Genomic DNA, 20,981 nt, shown 5'->3' with positions numbered 1-20,981 from the left:
TTATAAGGATAATGAATTGTTTTACATTTATATTAGTCCCCTGAATATCGCAAAATTTTCTTATTTCAGATTCTTCCTATCACTTGCAATATCATAAGCAGAATTAGCGTGTGAGAAAAAATTGAAGAAAGAAACAAGAAAATCCTCCTTTAAACCTTTAAAGTATCAAAGGCTATATAACATCACAGCATCAATAAAACGAACAGCTTAAGAAAAAATCTATATGGCTTGAAGGAAGGATATATATTTAACGAATATCCTCAATTTTTTTGTCTTGTCCATAAATGCGCCGTGCGAGTGCTGCTTCTATAAATGCATCTAAATTACCATTAAGTACGGATTGTGGATCCGTATTTTCAATTCCTGTACGCAAATCTTTGACAAGCTGATAGGGTTGAAGAACATAAGATCTAATTTGATGTCCCCATCCGATTTCTGTTTTAGAAGATTCAGCAGCATTGGTTTCTTCTTCTCTTTTTTTAAGCTCTTCTTCATAAAGCCGTGCACGCAACATCGACCAAGCCGTAGCGCGATTTTTATGTTGAGAACGTTCTGTTTGACATTGAACAACAATACCCGTTTTTATATGTGTGATGCGAACAGCAGAATCTGTCGTGTTAACATGTTGTCCTCCTGCTCCAGATGCACGATATGTATCAATACGCACATCTGCCTCTGAAACATCAACTTCAATATTGTCATCAATAACTGGATAAACCCAAATGCTCGCAAAAGAAGTATGGCGCTTTGCATTCGAATCAAATGGAGAAATCCGCACTAAGCGATGAACGCCTGATTCTGTTTTCAACATTCCATAAGCATTATGCCCTTTTACAAGAATAGTCGCTGACTTTATTCCTGCTTCTTCTCCATCATGAATTTCTAAAATTTCAACCTTCATTTCATGCTGTTCAGCCCATCGCATATACATACGTAAGAGCATAGAAGCCCAATCTTGGCTTTCTGTTCCCCCTGCTCCAGCATGAACTTCTAAATAGGTATCATTCGGATCTGCCTCTCCTGAAAGAAGTACGTCAATTTGCCTTTTATCTATCTCATTTTTAAGATTACGTATTGATCTTTCTGCATCAGCGATAATTTCAATATCACTTTCTTCTTCGCCCATCGCAATAAGCTCAATGCATTCTTCAAGTGTTTTTGTAAATGATAAAAGACCATTGATTGAATCATCGAGACGTTGACGCTCACGCATCATATCCTGTGCTCGTTGTGCATCATCCCATAATGATGGATCTTCCGCTTTTTGATTAAGATATTCAAGACGCTTTAGTGATTGATCCCAGTCAAAGATGCCCCCTTAGCAATTGTATTGCTTTCTGGATTTCATCAACTAATGTTTCTATTTCTGCTCGCATAATTTAACACCGTATTTTAAAAAACTCTTTTTGGTTGTGTCTCTTAGCATTTTATACAAATTTAATAGCTGCTATCAGAAAATGGTACAATTCTATCACTCTATTTACAGAACTGACATTGTAAAAAAGAGATAAAAACCATGACTCATGGCGAAAGGAGATTTTGTTGATTAATAGAGCCCACCTGTCCCACTTTCAAGGGCTTTATTGACTTGTGGAGAAGTCGTTACTGCAGGAACACCTTCTTGAAAAGAATTTGTACTCCCAATAACTTGATATATATCAGCAGGACCAGTCCCTGGTTTAAATGCTTCTATAATGACATCTTGATCTCCTCTTTCCGCAAGCATTCCTGTTTTCCGATTAATTGGCATTAAAATCATACCCTTTGGCATCTTAAAGGGAACATCTGGCTTTCCTTTAAGAGCATCTGCCATAAACTCACCAAAAATAGGTGCAGCTAATGAACTTCCTGTTCCATTATATCCTAACGGAGCTGGTTGATCATAACCGACAAAAATACCAACGACAATGTCAGGAGTAAATCCCATAAACCAGACATCCTTAGAGTCATTGGTTGTTCCTGTCTTAGCGGCAATATGTCGATTAAGATAACGTAAACGTGCTGCAGTACCACGCTGAACAACCCCTTCCATCATCGATGTAATTTGATAAGCTGTCATAGGGTCAAGAACTTGATCTCGCTCATCAATCAATGTGGGTTCACGTTGATTATTCCATGAATTCGTATTACAATTTTCACAAATACGATCATCATGACGATAAATTGTCTTTCCATAACGATCTTGAATTCTGTCTATCAGAGAAGGCTTAATAGAGCGTCCCCCATTGGCAATAACTGAATAAGCTGTAACCATTCGTAATACTGTTGTTTCACCAGCCCCTAAAGCCATGGGAAGATAAGGCTGCAATTTATCTACGATCCCAAAGCGTTCTGCATATTCAGCGACAAGAGGCATTCCCATATCATTGGCAAGCCGTATTGTCATAAGATTACGAGAACGCTCAATACCATAACGCAACGTTGAAGGTCCTGCAAAGGTACCTCCATAATTTTTGGGTTGCCAAACTTCACCATTATATTGACGAACTTCAATGGGACCATCTAAAACAACGGATGCTGGTGTATATCCGTTATCAAGAGCTGCTGCATAAACAAAAGGCTTAAAAGCAGATCCCGGTTGGCGATAAGCTTGGGTTGCACGATTGAATTCAGATGCGGCAAAAGAAAATCCTCCCACCATAGCAAGAACGCGCCCTGTATGAGGTTCCATAGCAACAATTGCACCTTCAACCTTTGGAATTTGTTGTAAACGATAAGTGTTATTTGTATTGGATAGTTTTTCAACAAAAATGACATCCCCAACTTGCAGAACATGAGATAAGCTCTGAACAGTTTTTCGATAACCATTTTCTTTTACAACATGGAGTGCCCATTTTGAATCAGCTTCAGATAAAACAGCAATTTCCCGTTTTTTTGATAATATACCTGAAGCTTCGCGCTGTGGCTGTAAACCAATCTCTACTTTGTTGGGATTAGTAGAAAGAACAACAGCTAAACGCCATTCAGGAACATCACTTAGCCCTGTGATATCTGCAAGTTCTGTCCCCCAATCCCCTTTCTCATCAATATGCGCATAAGCTCCACGCCATCCTTGCGCATGATCAAATCTAATTAATCCATCGTGTAAAGCACGTCGCGCAATAAGTTGTAAATGCGGATCAAGCGTTGTACGAATCGAAAGCCCACCTTCATAAAGTGTTTTAGCCCCATAGCGATGTATTAAACGACGCCGCACTTCTTCAGTAAAATAATCAGCCGCAAAAACATAGCTATCACTCCCACGGATTGTCGCTCCTAAAGGTTTAGCTTTCGCTTTTTCACCTTGTTCACGCGTTACATATCCATTTGCAATCATCCGGTCTATAACCCAATTACGCCGATCAATAGCACGTTGTGTATTCTTAAATGGATCATAATTTGCTGGTCCTTTTGGAAGAGCAGCCAAATAAGCACATTGTTCTAGCGTCAGATCATTGACGGATTTATTGAAATAGGTCAAAGAAGCAGCTGCTATACCATAAGTGCCACGCCCCAGATAAATTTCATTGAGATAAAGTTCGAGAATATGATCTTTTGAATAAGTTTTCTCAATACGCATTGCTAAAATAGCTTCCTTAAATTTACGTTCTAACGTTGTTTCTGAACTTAAAAGGAAGTTTTTAGCGACTTGTTGCGTTATAGTTGATGCACCCTCTGGACGTCTTCCAGAACCAATATTACGAATATTATTGATCAAAGCTCGAGAAAGTCCTTCAGGATCTAAACCAAAATGATGATAAAAGTTTTTGTCTTCAGCCGAAATAAAAGCATTTATAACAAGCTTTGGTATTGATTGAATCGGTAAATAGAGGCGATGTTTTGTTGCAAACTCTGCCATAAGACGGCCATCAGAAGCATGGACGCGGGTCATTACCGGCGGCTCATAAAGTGAAAGAACTTCATAATCAGGGAGTGCATTTGCTTGACCACTGGTCATAACACCCCACGTTATTGCACCACAAAGTCCAATAGCAATAAAAAAACGAAGAAGATATCTTAAAAAAATCATCATAAAAACGGCTATCGCTTTCTTAAGAATTAATTAAAGAAAAAAATACGTTACTTCAAACACACCAAGTGGATATCACCACAAGATTGAGATCAAGAGAAATCGTTTTCTATCTTTTATTTATACTAGGGTACACTAGAAGCCCATATAGATACTCTATTTTCTCACAAATTTAAAGAGGCTGTATCATTTTCTGCCTATAATCAGCAAATTGACGAATAGAATGAGCAATAGAGGCTGCCATTTGTTTTCTCCAATGAGGATCATTTAATAACTTTTCATCCTCTTTATTGGATAAATAACCTATCTCTATCAAGACTGAGGGTATATCTGAAGCTCTTAAAACTTGAAAATTAGCATAACGATGTGGGTTATTAATCAAGTTAATATGATTCTTTGATAAACTTGAAATAACACTATTTGCAAAATTAACCGAAAATGTATGTGTCTCACGTCGTGTAAGATCCATCAAAATATCTGTAACTTCGAGCGTTTCATCTGCAGGCAAACCATCAAGCAAATCAACTTTATTTTCATTTTCAGCTAAAGATTTTGCAATGGCATCAGAGGCTTTGTCTGATATGGTATACACTGTGGCACCGCGAAGAGAATGTAGATCAATCGTATCCGCGTGAATAGATATAAAAAGATCAGCATCAAACTCTTGCGCTTTTTTAACTCTTTCACTTAGTCTTAAAAAAATATTGGAATCTCGTGTTAAAGCAACGGTAATATGAGAATCCTTTTGTAATTCGTCTCGCAATGCACGCGCAAAGTCTAAAGTCACATCTTTTTCTAAAATTCCAGTAACCCCCCGCGCACCACCATCAATACCACCATGACCAGGATCAAGAACAACACGGAAATTATATGCTGGCATTAACTGTGTTTTTGTATCAAAATTGATCCTTTGCTGTTTTTTTAATATCTCATCAAATTTTTCTTGTGTACTTTTACGAATATCAATCAGCAACTGCCATAAACCATTATTTAATTTTTTTACGACATTTTTTTCAACTACAAAAGCCGTTTTACTTGTCAAAACAATGCGTGAAGTCTGTATGTCAGAGAAAGCGTAACGCACATCTGAAAGCATAACGGATAATGTATTCCTTTTCTTTAAAGGCGTATTTTGCATCGAAAAGTCAATTGTAGGTAAATTGATAACCAAACGTGCTGGCCTGTCCAAAATCTGTAAACGAACATTTGGTTTTGAATTAAAAACCGCAATAATACGCGTATGAACACTATCACCAATGGTTCGAAAATTAATAAGTCTCAGAGGATCTCCGGCTTGAAGACTGGTTTGGAGTAGCAAAAAAGATAATAAAAAGTATGTGACGAACACAATAACATGCCCATAAGCTGTTTTCAGCTTTTTGGTAAAAAAAACTCTTATCATAAGCAAAATACTCTACATTACCTTTGTAATAATTTATCTTGGTTACATAAAACGATACACCAATTTATTATCTATTTTTCAATAAAAGCTAAATAAACACCTCAAAACGAAATTAAGGTCATAAAGATATTATAATTATACATGATTTACATTGTTACTTGCCAAACGCATGATATCAACATAAAAGAATATTTATGCTTCCTAGCTGATAATAGTCATCTAAATTATCTGTAACTCATATTAAGTTGTCTTTAGAAGTTTTTTGTCTATTATGCGTTGAGACTTTTTTATGGATGAAAAATTTCTATGTTGTAACATTAGGATTGCATTACTTAAGATTCGTTGGTTCGGATATCCGAACTGTTTTAAAGATTATTTTACCGGAGACTTTTAAGAAATATGAGTCATAAAAAACAGATGGAAATAATGATGAGAAATGGTGTAAATGCAGTCATGCCTTTGCACGTGGTGTTCCGTCCTGTTTTTCTGGTACCTCCCTTTTATGGCAGACAGCCTTTTATATTTACGAATAGTTATAGCATTCGTTTGAATAAAATTGTGCATGTCGCCTTCAGGATATTAACTTATGTCAAACAAAATGCTTATAGATGCCTCCCATCCGGAGGAAACACGTGTTGTTGTTGTTCACGGCAACAAAATTGAAGAACTTGATTTTGAATCAGAACATAGAAAACAGCTCAAGGGGAATATTTATCTCGCACGTATTACGCGTGTAGAACCGTCTCTCCAAGCGGCTTTTGTTGAATATGGTGGAAACCGACATGGTTTTTTAACATTTTCTGAAATTCATCCTGATTATTATCAAATTCCTATTGCTGATCGCCTTGCTCTTCTTGAAGAAGAAGAAAAAGAAGCTGTAGGAGAAAATTCTGTAGATACCTTTACGGAAGAAGCAACTAAAAATAAAAAACGCTCCAGAAGAACAAAAAAAAGTGAAAAAAACAATGTTATAGCAGCCGATATTGAAAATGATATCACATCTGAAGCGATAATAATTGATAATACAGAAGAAGCATTAAATGCCAATATCTCTTATGATGAGATTGAAATGGTCGGTGCTGAGGACATCCGTGAAGAGCTCCCGATTTATCAAAGAAAACAAGGGCGCCAGTATAAAATTCAAGAAGTCATTAAACGACGTCAAATTTTGTTGGTACAAGTTATCAAAGAAGAGCGTGGTAATAAAGGTGCTGCCCTTACAACATATCTATCTCTAGCTGGTCGTTACTCTGTTCTAATGCCCAACACAGCACGTGGTGGTGGTATTTCACGAAAAATTACGAACGTACAAGACCGTAAGCGTCTTAAAGAAATCGTAAAAGAATTAGCCGTTCCAAAAGGTATGGGCGTTATCTTACGAACCGCTGGTGCCAATAGAACAAAAGCTGAAATTAAACGTGATTATGAATATCTTATGCGGTTATGGGATACTATTCGCACTTTGACACTCGAGTCAACGGCGCCATGCCTTGTCCATGAAGAAAGCAATCTCATCAAGCGTTCTATACGAGATCTTTACAATAAGAACATTAGTGAAATTCTTGTCTCTGGAGACCAAGGATATCGTGAAGCGAAAGACTTTATGCGTATGCTCATGCCAAGTCATGCAAAAGTTGTGCAACCTTACCGTGATCCTACGCCCATTTTCGCAAGAAATAATATTGAAATTCAACTTGATAAAATGTTGCAACCACAGGTTTCTTTAAAATCTGGTGGTTATCTTGTTATTAATCAAACAGAAGCACTTGTTGCTATTGACGTAAATTCTGGCCGCTCTACGAAAGAATTCTCTGTCGAAAAGACAGCCTTACAAACTAACCTTGAAGCTGCTGAAGAAGTAGCGCGTCAATTACGCTTGCGTGACCTTGCTGGTTTAATTGTGATTGATTTTATTGATATGCTTGAAGAACGCAATGTGAAGCTGGTCGAAAAAAAATTAAAAGATTGTTTAAAAAATGATCGTGCTCGTATTCAAGTAGGTCATATTTCACACTTCGGCCTTTTAGAAATGAGTCGTCAACGTATTCGCATATCGGTTTTAGAAAGTACGACACAGCCCTGCCCACATTGCGCAGGAACAGGAAATATACGTTCTGAATCATCAATTGCGTTACATGTCATGCGCTCAATTGAAGAATATCTTCTTCATAATTCGCAACATAATATTATCGTGCGCACCCCCGTAGCAACAGCGCTTTATGTATTAAATCATAAACGCAATATTCTTGTTAATTTAGAAGCTCGCTTTAAACTTAATATTAGTATTGAAGCAGATGATAGTATTGGAACACAACATCTTGTTATTTCTAAAGGCTCAATAGCAGAGAGAATTTTTCAATCTTCATTGGAAGATGACAATAAGCAAGAAATTGAAGATTCTGTTTTCATAAAAAGTGAATCTATTGAAAATCCTTCTCCCATTGAAACAAACCAAAAGCGTCGGCGCAAAAATCGTCACGGTGAAATTACTGATCATTCTCTCTCCAACGTTCATAAAAAAGAAGATACCTTGAATGATGATTCTTATCGTCGAGGACGTCGTCGAGGACGTCGTGGTGGTCGACGCAATCAAGATAATAGTTTTCATCAGATTCGCGTTCCTTATGCAGAACCGGTGGGAGATTTTGCTAAGCAAGCTTTAGCAGAAATTAAAGCAGCGCATCGCAAACGTCGTGTTTCACCTGCTAAATCTTTTGAACTTGAAGAAACAAAGAATAATACACAAGCTCTAGATATACAACAACAGAGTGAATCTGAAAAAAATGATACAAGTATTAAACCTAAAAAACGTAAAACACGTTCTTCAAAAGTAGTAGAAAATCAACTTTCTTTAGAGAATGATCAAAATATTGCAGAACAAAAATCTCTTGAAGAAAAACCTACAACCAGTTCGGTGCGTAAAACTAAAACAAAAAAAGCAGACAAAGCTATTCATGAGGTAGAAGATAAAGCTCTTGAAAAGAGTAAAAAATCAACACGTGGAACACGTAAAAAATCATCTTCTAAAGAGACAACGCAAATACAAAAAATATTAGAGCAAGAAACTGTAATCGAGATGGAGAAAGTTATCGAAACCTCTCCTTCCCAAATTGAAGAAACAATTAATCAACCCGTTGTTATTTCATCAACGCCTAATGATTCTTCCAAAACTGAACGTATTGGTTGGTGGAAACGCAGAATTCTTTCGAAAAATTAAGGATTAAAAAAACCGCCACAGAAAATTGTGGCGGTTCAAATAAACAATTATAGAAGACGTTTTGACCAACTTCTATGGTGTGGGTTTATTACTTTTGTTTTGCTTTTTCTTGCTCATCCCGCATACGCTCTTCAATTTCTTTTTGCTTTGATTGAATGGCTTGCTGCAGCTTTATTTGTTCTTGTTGAAAATCTTTTTCCTCCATACCAGGACCGGTATAGGCTGCTGTAAACCCATTAAGAGAAAACTCAATAGGATTAGCTGAACCACGGAAATTAACTGTGGTTACAACCATTTTTGTACCACTTTTCATAGCTGCTATAAGCTTATCATCTAAGACATCATTAGCAATACAACTTGGTCCATTACAAATAATATAAGGAATTTTTTTAGAGAACTCGTCACCAATTTTAATGTGAACACCTTCTGGCAAAAAACGACCTGTAGGTACTTGAATACCTATACGTTTCTCATTTTGCTTCCCTTTTATTTCAACAAGATTAAAAGCCGTTAAAGGTTGTCCCGTATTCGATAATACAGTATTCATTGTATTACAAATATCAACATCATGCTGCTTACTGCAAACTTTGTACCAACCTTGTGATAAAGTTTGCGCATTTGCAGAAATACCAGCTATAAGAAAAAGGGCAGCGGCTCCAACTAATACTGAAACAGCAGAATAAACATTTTTATGCGACATGATTAAGTTAATCCTTTCAACGCGCTCTTAAGTAACTTCAAAAAAATATTAAATATAATTCCAACTTAATTTATTAAATTATAATGAAATAACAATTAATTTTACTATTTTTACTTCAATATAAAAAAAAAAAGTCAAATTTAGAGAAAAAATACGACGAGCCATTCTAATTTTTATACACTCATATCATTTCCCCTCTTCATCACATTGGTATTTGATGCAATCTATCCATAAAACACCTCTGTGCATTTAAACTAAGATTACACAAACGAATCAATATTGCAATGCTAATTAAAATAAACTCTGATACTACTCTAAAAAACTTACTAATTAAAATTTTTACATTTATTACTCTTCATGTTAAGCTTATAGAACATTAGCAACAGGTGTTGCAATGCATTAAGCTCCAAAATATCAGATAAGTTTTACAGTTTTCCTTATGTGCCTCGTGTGATACACAAAAACAAAATCATCTACGGTATTATTGAAACATTTGATGAATTAAAACCACTGATTGTCTAAAATTTCTGCCCTTGTTTACAAAACAATGGTGATACGCTTTTGTAATAAAAATTTTATATTCTATAGCGTTTAACTAAACAGTTTAGTTTAAAAATACGCTACTAAAGAAGCGCTTTTTTCTTAATTAAACAACACATTTTCTTAGAGAGAAAATCTATAACTGCTGAAAATATTTTATTTATAATAAACTTTCTTAAAATATAATAACATATTAATTTATAATAATAATTTATCTTTTTTCTATTTCTATATTGTATGAAAGATCCTAATAGCGCAAACCTCTCTTATATTGAATCAATAAAATTTATTCCACTTGTACATCACAAGCAGAGTTAGTTTTATAGATAAAACTACTGAACAAAGGGATTCCCCCTATGAATCATCTCACGTGCCTAAAGCCATAATAAATTTATGCTCATATATTATACATCTATTATTGCACTTCTGTACAAATATCATCTCTCAGCTTTATAACATGAATAAAAAATATAGCTTTTATCAATTTATTTTAAGTTATTTCTCAAATAAAATAATTTACTAAAATGATAAATTCTTTTCATCTTTTACAACATCAAAGATATAAATCGTTAATGATTTAAGTTTTAAGAAAAAATGAATTCAAAATATCATTTTATTTTCCTATATAACACAACTTAGAGCTATAAAACATCTCTCTTATCGTATTAATAAAACAAGATTTAAGATATGAAATGTATCGTCATTAAAATAATTAAACAGATAAAAATAAAAAACTACAAGCACAAAAAATCATGCATAAAAAGAAAACATAAAAAAGATATATGAGTTTATTATTTAATATATATATTAAAGCTTATATGATAAGAATAATAGATAATATCTTATGTGTATAAATTACTTTATTATAAATAATGATAAAAACAAAAAATTAAAATATATTTTACTAACATATTTAAACTATTATTTAGTATATTATCTTAATTTCTCTGTATTTGTATAATTAATTTTTTAATTGAATAATTCTTCAACATGAGAACGCATACGATCTATAATATTCTTTTTCTTGTTTGGCAGCATTATATTATGTACTTCTTTAATGGTTCTACAAAGCTCAGGTGCATTTTTAACAAACCAATTATCTCCTGTAAGACTATTTTTTATATCGTCAAATATTTGTTTTTCATAACTATAAGAGCCATCTGTTAGTAATTCTTTAATATCCCTGACTAAACTAGGACTTATTGAATTATTTGCGCCTTTAGCCCAACTAAAATCTTTATCTTTCCAATCAAAACCTTTGCGCAAAATAGCACCTATATCACTCTGCAATATATCCGCTAACGTGTTGCAAGCAATAATAAACATGAGATAATTTTTCATTATCTCATCATCACCTCCACTTTTCTCATTCATTCCCCATTCATTAAACATTTGAGTTTTTTTAAATAGTCTTTTGTTTTAATCAACTTTTCTTCATACTCCCCTACTTCGTACTCTCTCGCTATATGTATTCTAGAGATAATTTTTTGTTTTTTTTCAGCTAGATCCTGTAATTTCGAACCAAGATTATAATATTCATCCTTCAGAGTTTTCAGTTTTTTGTATAACTTATTCTGTTTCTGCAAACGCTTATAGTATTCTGCTTTAGAAATATTTTTTTCCAAATATCTAAATGAGACATACTTTCTTCAATAAATTGTATGCTCTCTTTAATATTCTTTCTTTTGTTTTTTAAATGTTGGTATTGTTCATCAGAAGATAACTCAGCATAAGCGTGTTTTTCGCCATGTATTAAAGTGAGTAATAAAAAAACTATCGTTAGCAACTTTTGTAATGAAGAAAGCATGTTATCTTTACCTAAATTTTTTCTTTCTAAAAAATTTACAGGAGCTTATTAGCTTATTATATGAAAGTACTATTTATTGCAGTTAAACCGTCTAATCTATTTTCTTCATTAATATCAATACGTATATAAAAAAACCAAATAAATATATAAATGCTTCTTTATTATAAACTTAAATTTTATTCTTATACAAAATCAATAACTGTTTGTTTTTATAGAATGTTTATAAAAATGAGTAACAGTTCTGAAACAATAAAGAAATTTTTTAAACAGAATGTTGTTCTGCCATTTCGACAAGCTGTGTCATAATATTCGCTGCTCCAACAAGCCTTTCATCCGCTGTGGACCAATCACGAATAAGAGCAATACTTTGATCTGGTCGAATTTTTGCCATTGAACCTTGTTTCCCCACCCACTGAACAAGAGCAATGCTATTTGCGAAATAGTTATTACGAAACTGTATAACAATCCCCTTTGGTCCTGTATCTAATTTCTCTACATGCGCTTTTCGACACAATATTTTGATATAAAAGACTTTAAGAAGGTGTTGAACCTCAAGGGGTAAAGGACCAAAGCGATCAATTAACTCCGCTGCAAATTCATCAATTTGTTCTAAATCATCAAGTTCTGTTAAACGATGATAAAGTCCCATACGTAATGATAAGTCAGGCACGAAACTTTCTGGTATCATCACTGTTGTACCAAGTGAAATTTGAGGGGACCATTGCTTATCTTCATTTAGCTCTCCATCTTTTAATTCAGCAACAGCTTCTTCAAGCATTTTTTGATAGAGTTCAAATCCAACTTCTTTGATATGCCCCGATTGCTCTTCACCTAAAAAATTGCCTGAACCGCGGATATCCATGTCATGGCTTGCCAATTGAAAACCGGCCCCTAAGGTGTCAAGAGATTGTAAAACCTTAAGACGGCGATCGGCAGCAGCTGTTAAAACTTTACCAGCAGGAAATGTAAAGAGAGCATACGCACGTTGTTTTGAACGTCCTACCCTACCACGTAACTGATAAAGAGCAGAAAGGCCAAACATCTCAGCACGATGCACAATTAGGGTATTGGCTGTTGGAATATCAAGCCCCGATTCAATAATGGTTGTTGAGAGCAGCACATCATATTGCCCATCATAAAATGCATTCATGATATCATCAAGTTGTCCAGCCGGCATTTGTCCATGAGCCACAACGAATTTCAGTTCTGGCACATGTGTTTTGAGATATTCTTCTACAAAAGCCAGATCAGAAATACGAGGACAAACATAGAAACTTTGTCCACCACGATAATATTCTCGAAGCAGAGTCTCTCGTATAACAAGTGCATCAAAGGGTGAAATAAAAGTACGAACCGCCATTCTATCAATGGGGGGTGTTGTTATCAATGAAAGTTCACGTACACCCGATAAGGCTAACCCTAAAGTGCGTGGTATGGGAGTTGCTGAAAGTGTGAGAACATGAATATCACTTTTAAGCTCTTTTAAACGCTCTTTGTGTTTGACACCAAAATGCTGTTCCTCATCAATGATAAGAAGGCCTAACCGTAAAAAATTAACTGCACCACTTAATAATGCATGGGTTCCAATGACAATATCGATTGTACCATCTGAAACACCTTTTTTTACTCGTGCAAGTTCTTTCGCTTTTACAAGCCTCGAAGCATGTCCAATTTTAACTGGTAATCCTTGAAAACGCGCAATAAATGTTTTGTAATGTTGACGTGAAAGCAAAGTTGTTGGTACAACAACCGCAACCTGATATCCATTTAATGCTGCAACAAAAGCACTTCGAATGGCTACTTCAGTTTTTCCAAAACCAACATCACCGCATATCAAGCGATCCATCGGCTTGCCTGAGGCTAGATCATCCAAAATAGCATCAATTGCATTCATTTGATCTTCCGTTTCTTCATAGGGAAAGCAAGCAACAAACTCATCAAATGGTCCAACTGGTGGAAGTAAAGCAGGCGCAGCACGAGTCATACGCTCTGCAGCTATACGGATTAATTGCCCTGCCATTTCCAATAAATGTTTTTTAAGCCGAGCTTTACGTGCTTGCCAAGCAACACCTCCTAATTTATCTAAAGTTACCTCTGTTCCTTCTGAGCCATAACGTGAGAGAAGCTCAATATTTTCAACAGGTAAAAAGAGGAGATCACCTCCAGCATATTTAATTTCAAGGCAATCTCGTAAAATTCCAGTGGTTGTGATGGTTTTAAGACCAACAAATTGGCCAATACCGTGGTCGATATGCACAACAATATCACCAGAATTTAAAGCAGAAACTTCAGAAATAAAATTTGTATTATTCTTACGCCGCTTTGGCGATCTTATAAAACGATCGCCAAGGATATCTTGCTCTGCTATAATAGCCAAATCTTCAGCCACAAAACCATGTTCTATCATGATAACAGCTGCTAATATGCGATCTCGAGGTGTTGCTTTGACAGTTTGCAAAGATTTTGCAACATCTATTTTTTTCAATCCATGCTCGTCGAGAACTTGTACTAAACGATTCAGAGATCCTTCACTCCAACACGCTAAAAGTACTTTTTTGCCCGCAGCGCGTAAAGATGCGATGTGATCAATAACACTTGAAAAAACGTTTTTTTCCTGCGCATTACGCTCTTTTACAAAATCATATCCCTGTTTAACATGTGCGTGAATAACAGTTTGTTCCAAACTTTGTGGAATATTAAAAGGCGAAAAATCAATACGCTGTGAAGATTGTTGCACACATTCTAAAACACGCTCTGGCGTTAAATAGAGAAGACTAGGGTCTATTGGATGATAAGAAGTAGAATTTTCTTTATCATTTTCGCGCTCTTTGCGCGCATTATAATAGTCTTCAATAAGATGATAGCGCTCAATGAAGACTTCTTCTATGAGATGCTCAAAAACTATCGGTAAGTTGCCACAATGGTCAAAAAAGCTATCAAGGTTTTCATAAAAAAATGGAAGCCAATGTTCCATACCAACAAAACGCCGACCTTGAGAAATTGCTTCATAAAGCATGTTATTTTTTTGTGATACACCAAATGTACGGGTATAATTGCTTTTAAAACGGCTGATGCGTTCTGGTGTAAGAACAACCTCACTCATTGCCTGTAATAAAAGTTCAGTTTTTTGGCCTGTTGTCCTTTGACTTTCTGGATCAAATACGCGGATACTTTCTAGGGTATCTCCAAAAAAATCAAGACGTAAAGGTTCAACATCCATCGGAGAAAAGATATCAAGTATTCCTCCTCTTACAGCAAACTCACCAACATCACGGACAACCGTAACACGTTCAAAACCATTGGTTTCTAGAAATTGAATAAGATTTCCCATGTTATTGCGCTGGCCAACACGTGCGTGAATAAGCTGAGCTTCTATCATTTCACGAGGAGGCAACTTTTGCATAATTGCATTTGCTGTAGTTAATATAATTGCAGGATGTGGATCTTTCCGTAAATTTGCTATGTGTGCCAATGTTGATAGTCGACGTGCCATAACAGCAATTCCTGGTGATACGCGATCATAAGGCAAACAATCCCATGCAGGAAATTGAAGTACGGGTAAATTGGGTTCAATAAAATTTAAAACTTGTTGTAAATGCGCAATTTTTGTTCCGTCACGGACAACATAGATGAGCGGTTTACCTTGTGCAATTTCTGAACTTAATTTAGCAAGCGCAAAGGCTTCAAATCCATCAGTAACGCCATCTAAAATCATACGAACAGAATTATTTTTGGGAATAACAATTTTTTTAAATATAGGCATCGGGATTAATAACTTAAGCAAGTACGATAATTGGCAATATCACGGAAAAGTGGACTATCAACTTCAGAGGGGGGCAAAATTTCTCCAGTAATCCATGTGAGTAAATCACGATCATCAAAAGACATAATATACTCAAGCTCAGAGAGCGTTCTATCATTCATCTCAGTGATATGAGCATCGACATAATGTCCAAAAATGAGATCCATTTCACGAATACCGCGATGCCATGCACGAAAAATCAATCGACGACGACGAGCATCTAATTGATTTTTGTCAACGACAAAAACTGTCATAAACAATCTCCTTGAATAAAATAATATAAACTATTCAATTAGTCGTAAAAATTTGTACCTTGCTTTAAGGAAGTTCTATAATCTTTTGTTCTTTAAGTGTAATTCGACGATGCATTTGCTTAGCCAAAGCGTAATTATGTGTTGCAATAAGAGCAGAAAGACCAGACTGACGAACAAGGATAGATAAAGCTTGAAAGACATAAGCTGAAGTTACTGGATCAAGATTTCCTGTAGGTTCATCAGCCAAAAGAACCGAAGGGCCATTTGCTACTGCACGTGCAATAGCAACACGTTGTTGTTCTCCTCCCGATAACTCTGAGGGACGATGGTTCGCACGATGAGAAATACGCAGATACGTTAATAATTTGCGCGCACGATCTTCTGCTATGGATTTTTTTAATCCTGCTATCATTTGCGGTATCATGACATTTTCTAACGCCGTAAACTCTGGAAGTAAATGATGAAATTGATAAACAAAACCAATATCATTTCGTCTTATAGCTGTTCGCTCACTATCAGAGCGCTTTGCACAAGAAACACCCCGTAACATCACATCACCAGCTGTTGGTTTTTCTAATAATCCAGCAATATGAAGAAGTGTTGATTTTCCAGCACCAGATGGTGCAACAAGTGCGACAAGCTCTCCACGATTAAGAATAAAATTGGCTTTATCTAAAACAATGAGAGGCTTATGACTCTCGAAAAAGTGTCTTTCAATCTCTACAAGCTCTAAAATAGCTGTCATTATTCATACCTCAAAGCTTGTACGGGATCTAGCTTAGCAGCACGCCATGCCGGAATGAGAGCAGCAAGAAACGACAAGAATAAAGCCATCATAGCAACCAAGACGGTCTGTTTCCACTCAATTTGTGCAGGCAATTTTGTTAAAAAATAAAGTTGAGGATTAAAAACGTCGACATTAAATAACCAAGATATAAAATCTTGGATATGATTAATATTCGTGGTCGCGATAACACCTAAAACTAACCCCAATATAGTTCCAATAAAACCAATCATCATTCCTGTAATGATAAATATACGCAAAATTGCACTCTGTTGAGCCCCCATCGTGCGTAAAATTGCAATATCATGACTTTTATCTTTTACAAGCATAATCAGCCCTGAAATAATATTTAAAGCAGCAACAAGAACGATCAGAGAAAGAATGAAAAACATAACATTTCGTTCAATCTGTAAGGCTGAAAAAAAAGCCTGATTGCGTGTACGCCAATCAATTAAATAGACCTGTTGATCAACTGCTTTTTCTACAACAGGTTTTATTTGATCAACAGCATCAGGATCATTTAGAAATAATTCTAAAGACTGAACCTTATCTCCCAAATTAAAAAACATTTGTGCTTCATGGAGAGGCATAAAGATAAATATTGAATCATATTCAGACATACCAACTTCAAAAATAGCAACGACTTTATAAGCTTTCACACGTGGGGTAACGCCAAAAGGAGTCTCATCACCATCTGGAGTAATAATACGAATATCTCTTCCAACTGTCAGTCCTAATTTTTCTGCTAAGCCACTTCCAATTGCAACACCTTCTTCTTGATCAAACCGAGAAATCGATCCTAATTTAATGTTTTGAGAGACTGTTTTAAGCTTTTCTAGATCTTGTTTGCGCATACCACGAACTAACGCGCCAGAGCCACCTTGAACTTCACCTTGAACAAGCGCTTGACCTTCAATAACAGGTAAAGCAAACTTCACACCATTTGTAGTTTCTAAAGAAGAAATAAGAGTCTTATAATCAGAAAAACCAGAATCAACTGTTTGAATAATAAGATGCCCATTCATACCAAGAATACGATTGAGAAGTTCTGTACGAAAGCCATTCATCACCGCCATAACAACAACCAGAGCAAATACGCCCAACATAATCCCAATAAGAGAAATAATTGAAATAACAGATGCAACGACATGTTTTTTATTGGGAATCATATAACGAAAAGCGATCATCCACTCATAAGATAAAAAGCATTTGTTTTTCAGCCTCTTCATAATATTTCCTATTAAATTATAGAAAGTTGGCTGAGCACATCTTCAACCTTTAGAGATTTTTTTATTCCTGTTTTTCGATCTTTAATTTCAACTTCATTTTGTGCAATGCTGTTAGGACCAACAATGATTTGCGTTGGCAAACCAATCAAATCCATTGTTGCAAATTTTGATCCAGGGCGTTCATTTCTATCATCTAATAACGGATCAAAACCAACCTTCTTTAATCCCTGATAGAGAAACTCACATGCCTGTGTGCATTTTTCATCATCGGGCTTCATATTGATAATCCCAAAATCAAACGGTGCCATCGACTTTGGCCAAATAATACCATTTTCATCATGAGAAGCCTCAATAGCGGCCGCAACAAGACGCGAAGGCCCAATACCATAAGATCCCATAGAGACCACATGCTCTTTTCCATCTTGTCCCATAACTTTTGCTCCCATTGGAGCGGAATATTTAGTACCAAAGTGGAAAATATGCCCTACTTCAATACCACGCGCTGAAAGACGATTATGATCAGAAACTTTAGCCCACTCCTCTTCGTTATGCATTTCTTCCGTTGCTGCATAAAAAGATGTCCATTGCTTAACAATATCATCTAAAACAGCTTTATCACTAAAATCGATTGAACTATCTGGAACGGTAAGTTCAAGAAATTGTTTATCACAGAAGATAGCACTCTCTCCTGTTTCAGCCAAAATGATAAATTCATGACTGAGTTCCCCCCCTATTGGACCTGTATCTGCACGCATAGGAATTGCTTTTAAGCCAATGCGAGAAAAAGTGCGTAAATAAGCAACAAACATACGATTATAAGATGTTTCAGAGCCTTCATAATCAAGATCAAAAGAATAAGCATCTTTCATTAAAAATTCTCGTGCTCGCATCACACCAAAACGTGGACGAATTTCATCACGAAATTTCCATTGAATATGATATAAATTAAGCGGAAGATCTTTATAAGAACGAACATAAGAGCGAAAAATATCTGTTACCATCTCTTCATTGGTTGGACCATAAAGTAAATCACGCTTTTGACGATCTTTAATGCGGAGCATTTCCAAACCATAATCATCATAACGACCGCTTTCACGCCAAAGATCAGCAGACTGAATTGTAGGCATCAATATTTCTATTGCACCCGCACGTTCTTGCTCTTCACGAATAATTTTACAAACTTTATCAAGCACTTTTTTTCCCAAAGGAAGCCAAGAATAAATCCCTGATGTTTGTTGTCGAATCATTCCAGCGCGCAACATGAAGCGATGAGAAACAATTTCTGCTTCTTTAGGATTCTCTTTTAAAAGTGGAAGGAAATATTGAGAAAGACGCATTGAAATAATTAACTCCTAATCAGACCTATCATATCGGAACAATTTATCACACCCTCTATTCATCTATAGCCGCATTCTGAATACTTGCAAATATAACGATCTTATCATTTAAAAATTTATTGTGCTTTATTCTCTATTTTTCTTATTTAGCAATAAAATAAAAATGCTCTTCTCTTTTTAAATAACGTAATAGGAAAGTTTTTTTATTTTGACCGATGTAAAAAAACTGTACAGATAGGTTTTTTTTGCCAAATTTCATGAACAGCCGCTCTTACTGCACGTCGTGTTGCCTCTCGAATAAGTTCATTATTTTTCTGTTTCATGCGTGGGATATTATAAACTGTATTTTCTACGATATCTAAAAGAATATCTTTTAAACTTTCCCCCTTTCCATTACTTTCAGGTAACCCGAATGTTGTTAGACCTATATCCCCTAATAATTCATGCTTACTATTTATATGGAGAGAAATAGTAACATGACCAGCATAACTTAGTTTGCGGCGTTCACGAATCCCTAATTCATCTTCATCTCCAATTAGGCAACCATCCTTATAGATGCGGCCAACAGGAACTTGATCAATAACTTCTACAGGCTCTGGTGCAAGACGTAACATATGGCCATTTCTGATATCCATAACAGTTTTAATACCCGCTTGACGTGCTAAAGTTGCCTGAGCCTTAAGATGCATTGCTTCCCCATGTACAGGGACAAGTATTTGTGGCTTTATCCAATCATACATCTGTAAAAGTTCTGAACGACGGGGATGACCTGAAACATGAACAAGTGCATCTTCATTCGTAATAATTTTAATACCCAAATCAATGAAACGATTTTGTACCTCAATAATCGCTTTTTCGTTTCCTGGAATACTTCGTGATGAATAAATAACGGTATCACCAGCGGAAAGTGCAATACTTTTCATTCCATCACGTGACAGTTTAGCTAAAGCAGCACATGGCTCACCTTGGCTCCCTGTGACAATTAAAACAAGATCTTTTCGCGAGATGTAGCCATAATCATCTTCCGTTACAAATGGTGCTAAACCATTCATATAACCAAGCTCTTGTGCAACCATAATACTTCGCTTAAGGGAACGCCCAATGACAAGCACCTTACGTCCAGCAGCTTCAGCTGCAAGAGCAATAGAACGTATCCGACCAATATTAGAAGAAAAAGTCGCTATCGCAACACGCCCTTCAGCTTTAGAAATAATCTCTGAAAGACTGGCTTGAACTTGCTGTTCTGAAGGAGATATACCATCCCGACATGCATTTGTGGAATCACAAAGTAATGCTAAAACACCTTTTTTGCCTAAAGCACGAAATCTTTTTTCATCGGTTACAGCCCCGAGTGAAGGGGTATAATCAATTTTCCAATCACCAGTATGAATCACAGTCCCCAAAGAGGTTGTAATTGCTAAAGATACAGATTCTGGTATTGAATGGTTAACGGCTATAGCCTCTACAGCAAAGGAACCTACCTGAAAACAATCACCAGCTTGAAAAATATTGAGTAAAATTTTTTGAGATTCAAAATCTAATTGTTTTTTAGTTTCCAATAATCCTGCCGTAAAAGGCGTACAGTAAATCGGCACTTGTAACTTTGGACATAAATCAAGAACGGCCCCATAATGATCTTCATGTGCATGTGTTAAAACAAGACCCCGTATATTATGTTTTTCACTTTCTAGAAAACGAATATCAGGCAAAACAAGATCGACACCTGGTAATTCAGAACCAGCAAAACTAATCCCCATATCAACCAGCAGCCATTCACGAAGATTTTGGGGACCAAATCCGTAAGCAGCTAAATTCATCCCTATTTCACCTACACCTCCCAGAGGTAAAAAAACAAATTCACATCTATTGGCTGCAACCATAAACATCTCCCAAATCATTA

Annotated in this window: 12 protein-coding genes; 1 reads left to right on the top strand and 11 read right to left on the bottom strand. The window is 35.8% G+C overall.

Features of this window, described 5'->3' with window-relative positions:
• Window positions 1-247: 247 nt before the first annotated feature.
• The 3 genes from prfB to ACFIK1_RS07815 form a co-directional block, all read right to left on the bottom strand.
• Window positions 248-1,376, bottom strand: a protein-coding gene (gene prfB, locus ACFIK1_RS07825) for a peptide chain release factor 2 (protein ID WP_375634070.1) whose coding sequence is annotated in 2 segments (ribosomal slippage) — window positions 248-1,306 and window positions 1,308-1,376 — 1,128 coding nt in all. Because the reading frame shifts where the segments join, the coding sequence is not laid out codon by codon here.
• A gap of 170 nt (window positions 1,377-1,546) precedes the next feature.
• On the bottom strand, window positions 1,547-4,012 hold the full coding sequence (locus tag ACFIK1_RS07820; RefSeq protein WP_375662523.1) for a penicillin-binding protein 1A: 2,466 nt from the start codon (window positions 4,010-4,012) through the stop codon (window positions 1,547-1,549).
• Window positions 4,013-4,181: 169 nt separating this feature from the next.
• A complete protein-coding gene (locus tag ACFIK1_RS07815; protein WP_375662522.1) occupies window positions 4,182-5,411 on the bottom strand; it encodes an N-acetylmuramoyl-L-alanine amidase in 1,230 nt (409 codons plus the stop codon).
• Window positions 5,412-5,997: 586 nt separating this feature from the next.
• Here ACFIK1_RS07815 and ACFIK1_RS07810 point away from each other — a divergent pair.
• Window positions 5,998-8,628 (top strand): ribonuclease E/G, encoded by a 2,631-nt coding sequence (locus ACFIK1_RS07810; RefSeq protein ID WP_375662521.1) that lies wholly within the window; start codon window positions 5,998-6,000, stop codon window positions 8,626-8,628.
• Window positions 8,629-8,716: 88 nt separating this feature from the next.
• Here the strand turns inward: ACFIK1_RS07810 and ACFIK1_RS07805 are convergent, their stop codons facing one another.
• From ACFIK1_RS07805 to ACFIK1_RS07770, 8 genes are all read right to left on the bottom strand, one after another.
• Window positions 8,717-9,328: an invasion associated locus B family protein gene (locus tag ACFIK1_RS07805; RefSeq protein ID WP_375634064.1), complete on the bottom strand. Its 612-nt coding sequence runs from the start codon at window positions 9,326-9,328 to the stop codon at window positions 8,717-8,719.
• 1,509 nt (window positions 9,329-10,837) lie between these two features.
• Window positions 10,838-11,242 carry a hypothetical protein gene (locus tag ACFIK1_RS07800; protein WP_375662520.1) on the bottom strand — a complete coding sequence of 135 codons (405 nt, stop codon included), beginning with the start codon at window positions 11,240-11,242 and terminating at the stop codon, window positions 10,838-10,840.
• 695 nt (window positions 11,243-11,937) lie between these two features.
• Window positions 11,938-15,438, bottom strand: a complete 3,501-nt coding sequence (gene mfd, locus ACFIK1_RS07795; RefSeq protein ID WP_375662519.1) for a transcription-repair coupling factor — start codon at window positions 15,436-15,438, stop codon at window positions 11,938-11,940.
• A 5-nt stretch (window positions 15,439-15,443) separates the two neighbouring features.
• Entirely contained in the window at window positions 15,444-15,731 is a 288-nt protein-coding gene (locus tag ACFIK1_RS07790; protein WP_375634061.1) for a succinate dehydrogenase assembly factor 2, read from the bottom strand.
• Between the two features lie 64 nt (window positions 15,732-15,795).
• A complete protein-coding gene (locus ACFIK1_RS07785; RefSeq protein WP_375621231.1) occupies window positions 15,796-16,476 on the bottom strand; it encodes an ABC transporter ATP-binding protein in 681 nt (226 codons plus the stop codon).
• Window positions 16,476-17,744, bottom strand: coding sequence for a lipoprotein-releasing ABC transporter permease subunit (locus tag ACFIK1_RS07780; protein ID WP_375662518.1), 1,269 nt, complete (start codon window positions 17,742-17,744; stop codon window positions 16,476-16,478). The genes ACFIK1_RS07785 and ACFIK1_RS07780 overlap by 1 nt, the downstream gene beginning before the upstream one ends.
• A gap of 11 nt (window positions 17,745-17,755) precedes the next feature.
• Entirely contained in the window at window positions 17,756-19,081 is a 1,326-nt protein-coding gene (gene proS / locus ACFIK1_RS07775) for a proline--tRNA ligase (RefSeq protein WP_375662517.1), read from the bottom strand.
• Window positions 19,082-19,284: 203 nt separating this feature from the next.
• The gene (locus ACFIK1_RS07770) at window positions 19,285-20,961 is read right to left on the bottom strand and encodes a ribonuclease J (RefSeq protein WP_375662516.1); all 1,677 of its coding nucleotides are present in this window, start codon (window positions 20,959-20,961) and stop codon (window positions 19,285-19,287) included.
• Window positions 20,962-20,981 lie beyond the last annotated feature (20 nt).

The sequence above is a fragment of the Bartonella sp. OC16QHHD genome (assembly GCF_042194035.1).
Lineage (GTDB): Bacteria > Pseudomonadota > Alphaproteobacteria > Rhizobiales > Rhizobiaceae > Bartonella.
The sequence above is the reverse complement of the archived record's forward strand: the minus strand, read 5'-3'. Positions and strand labels throughout refer to the sequence as shown.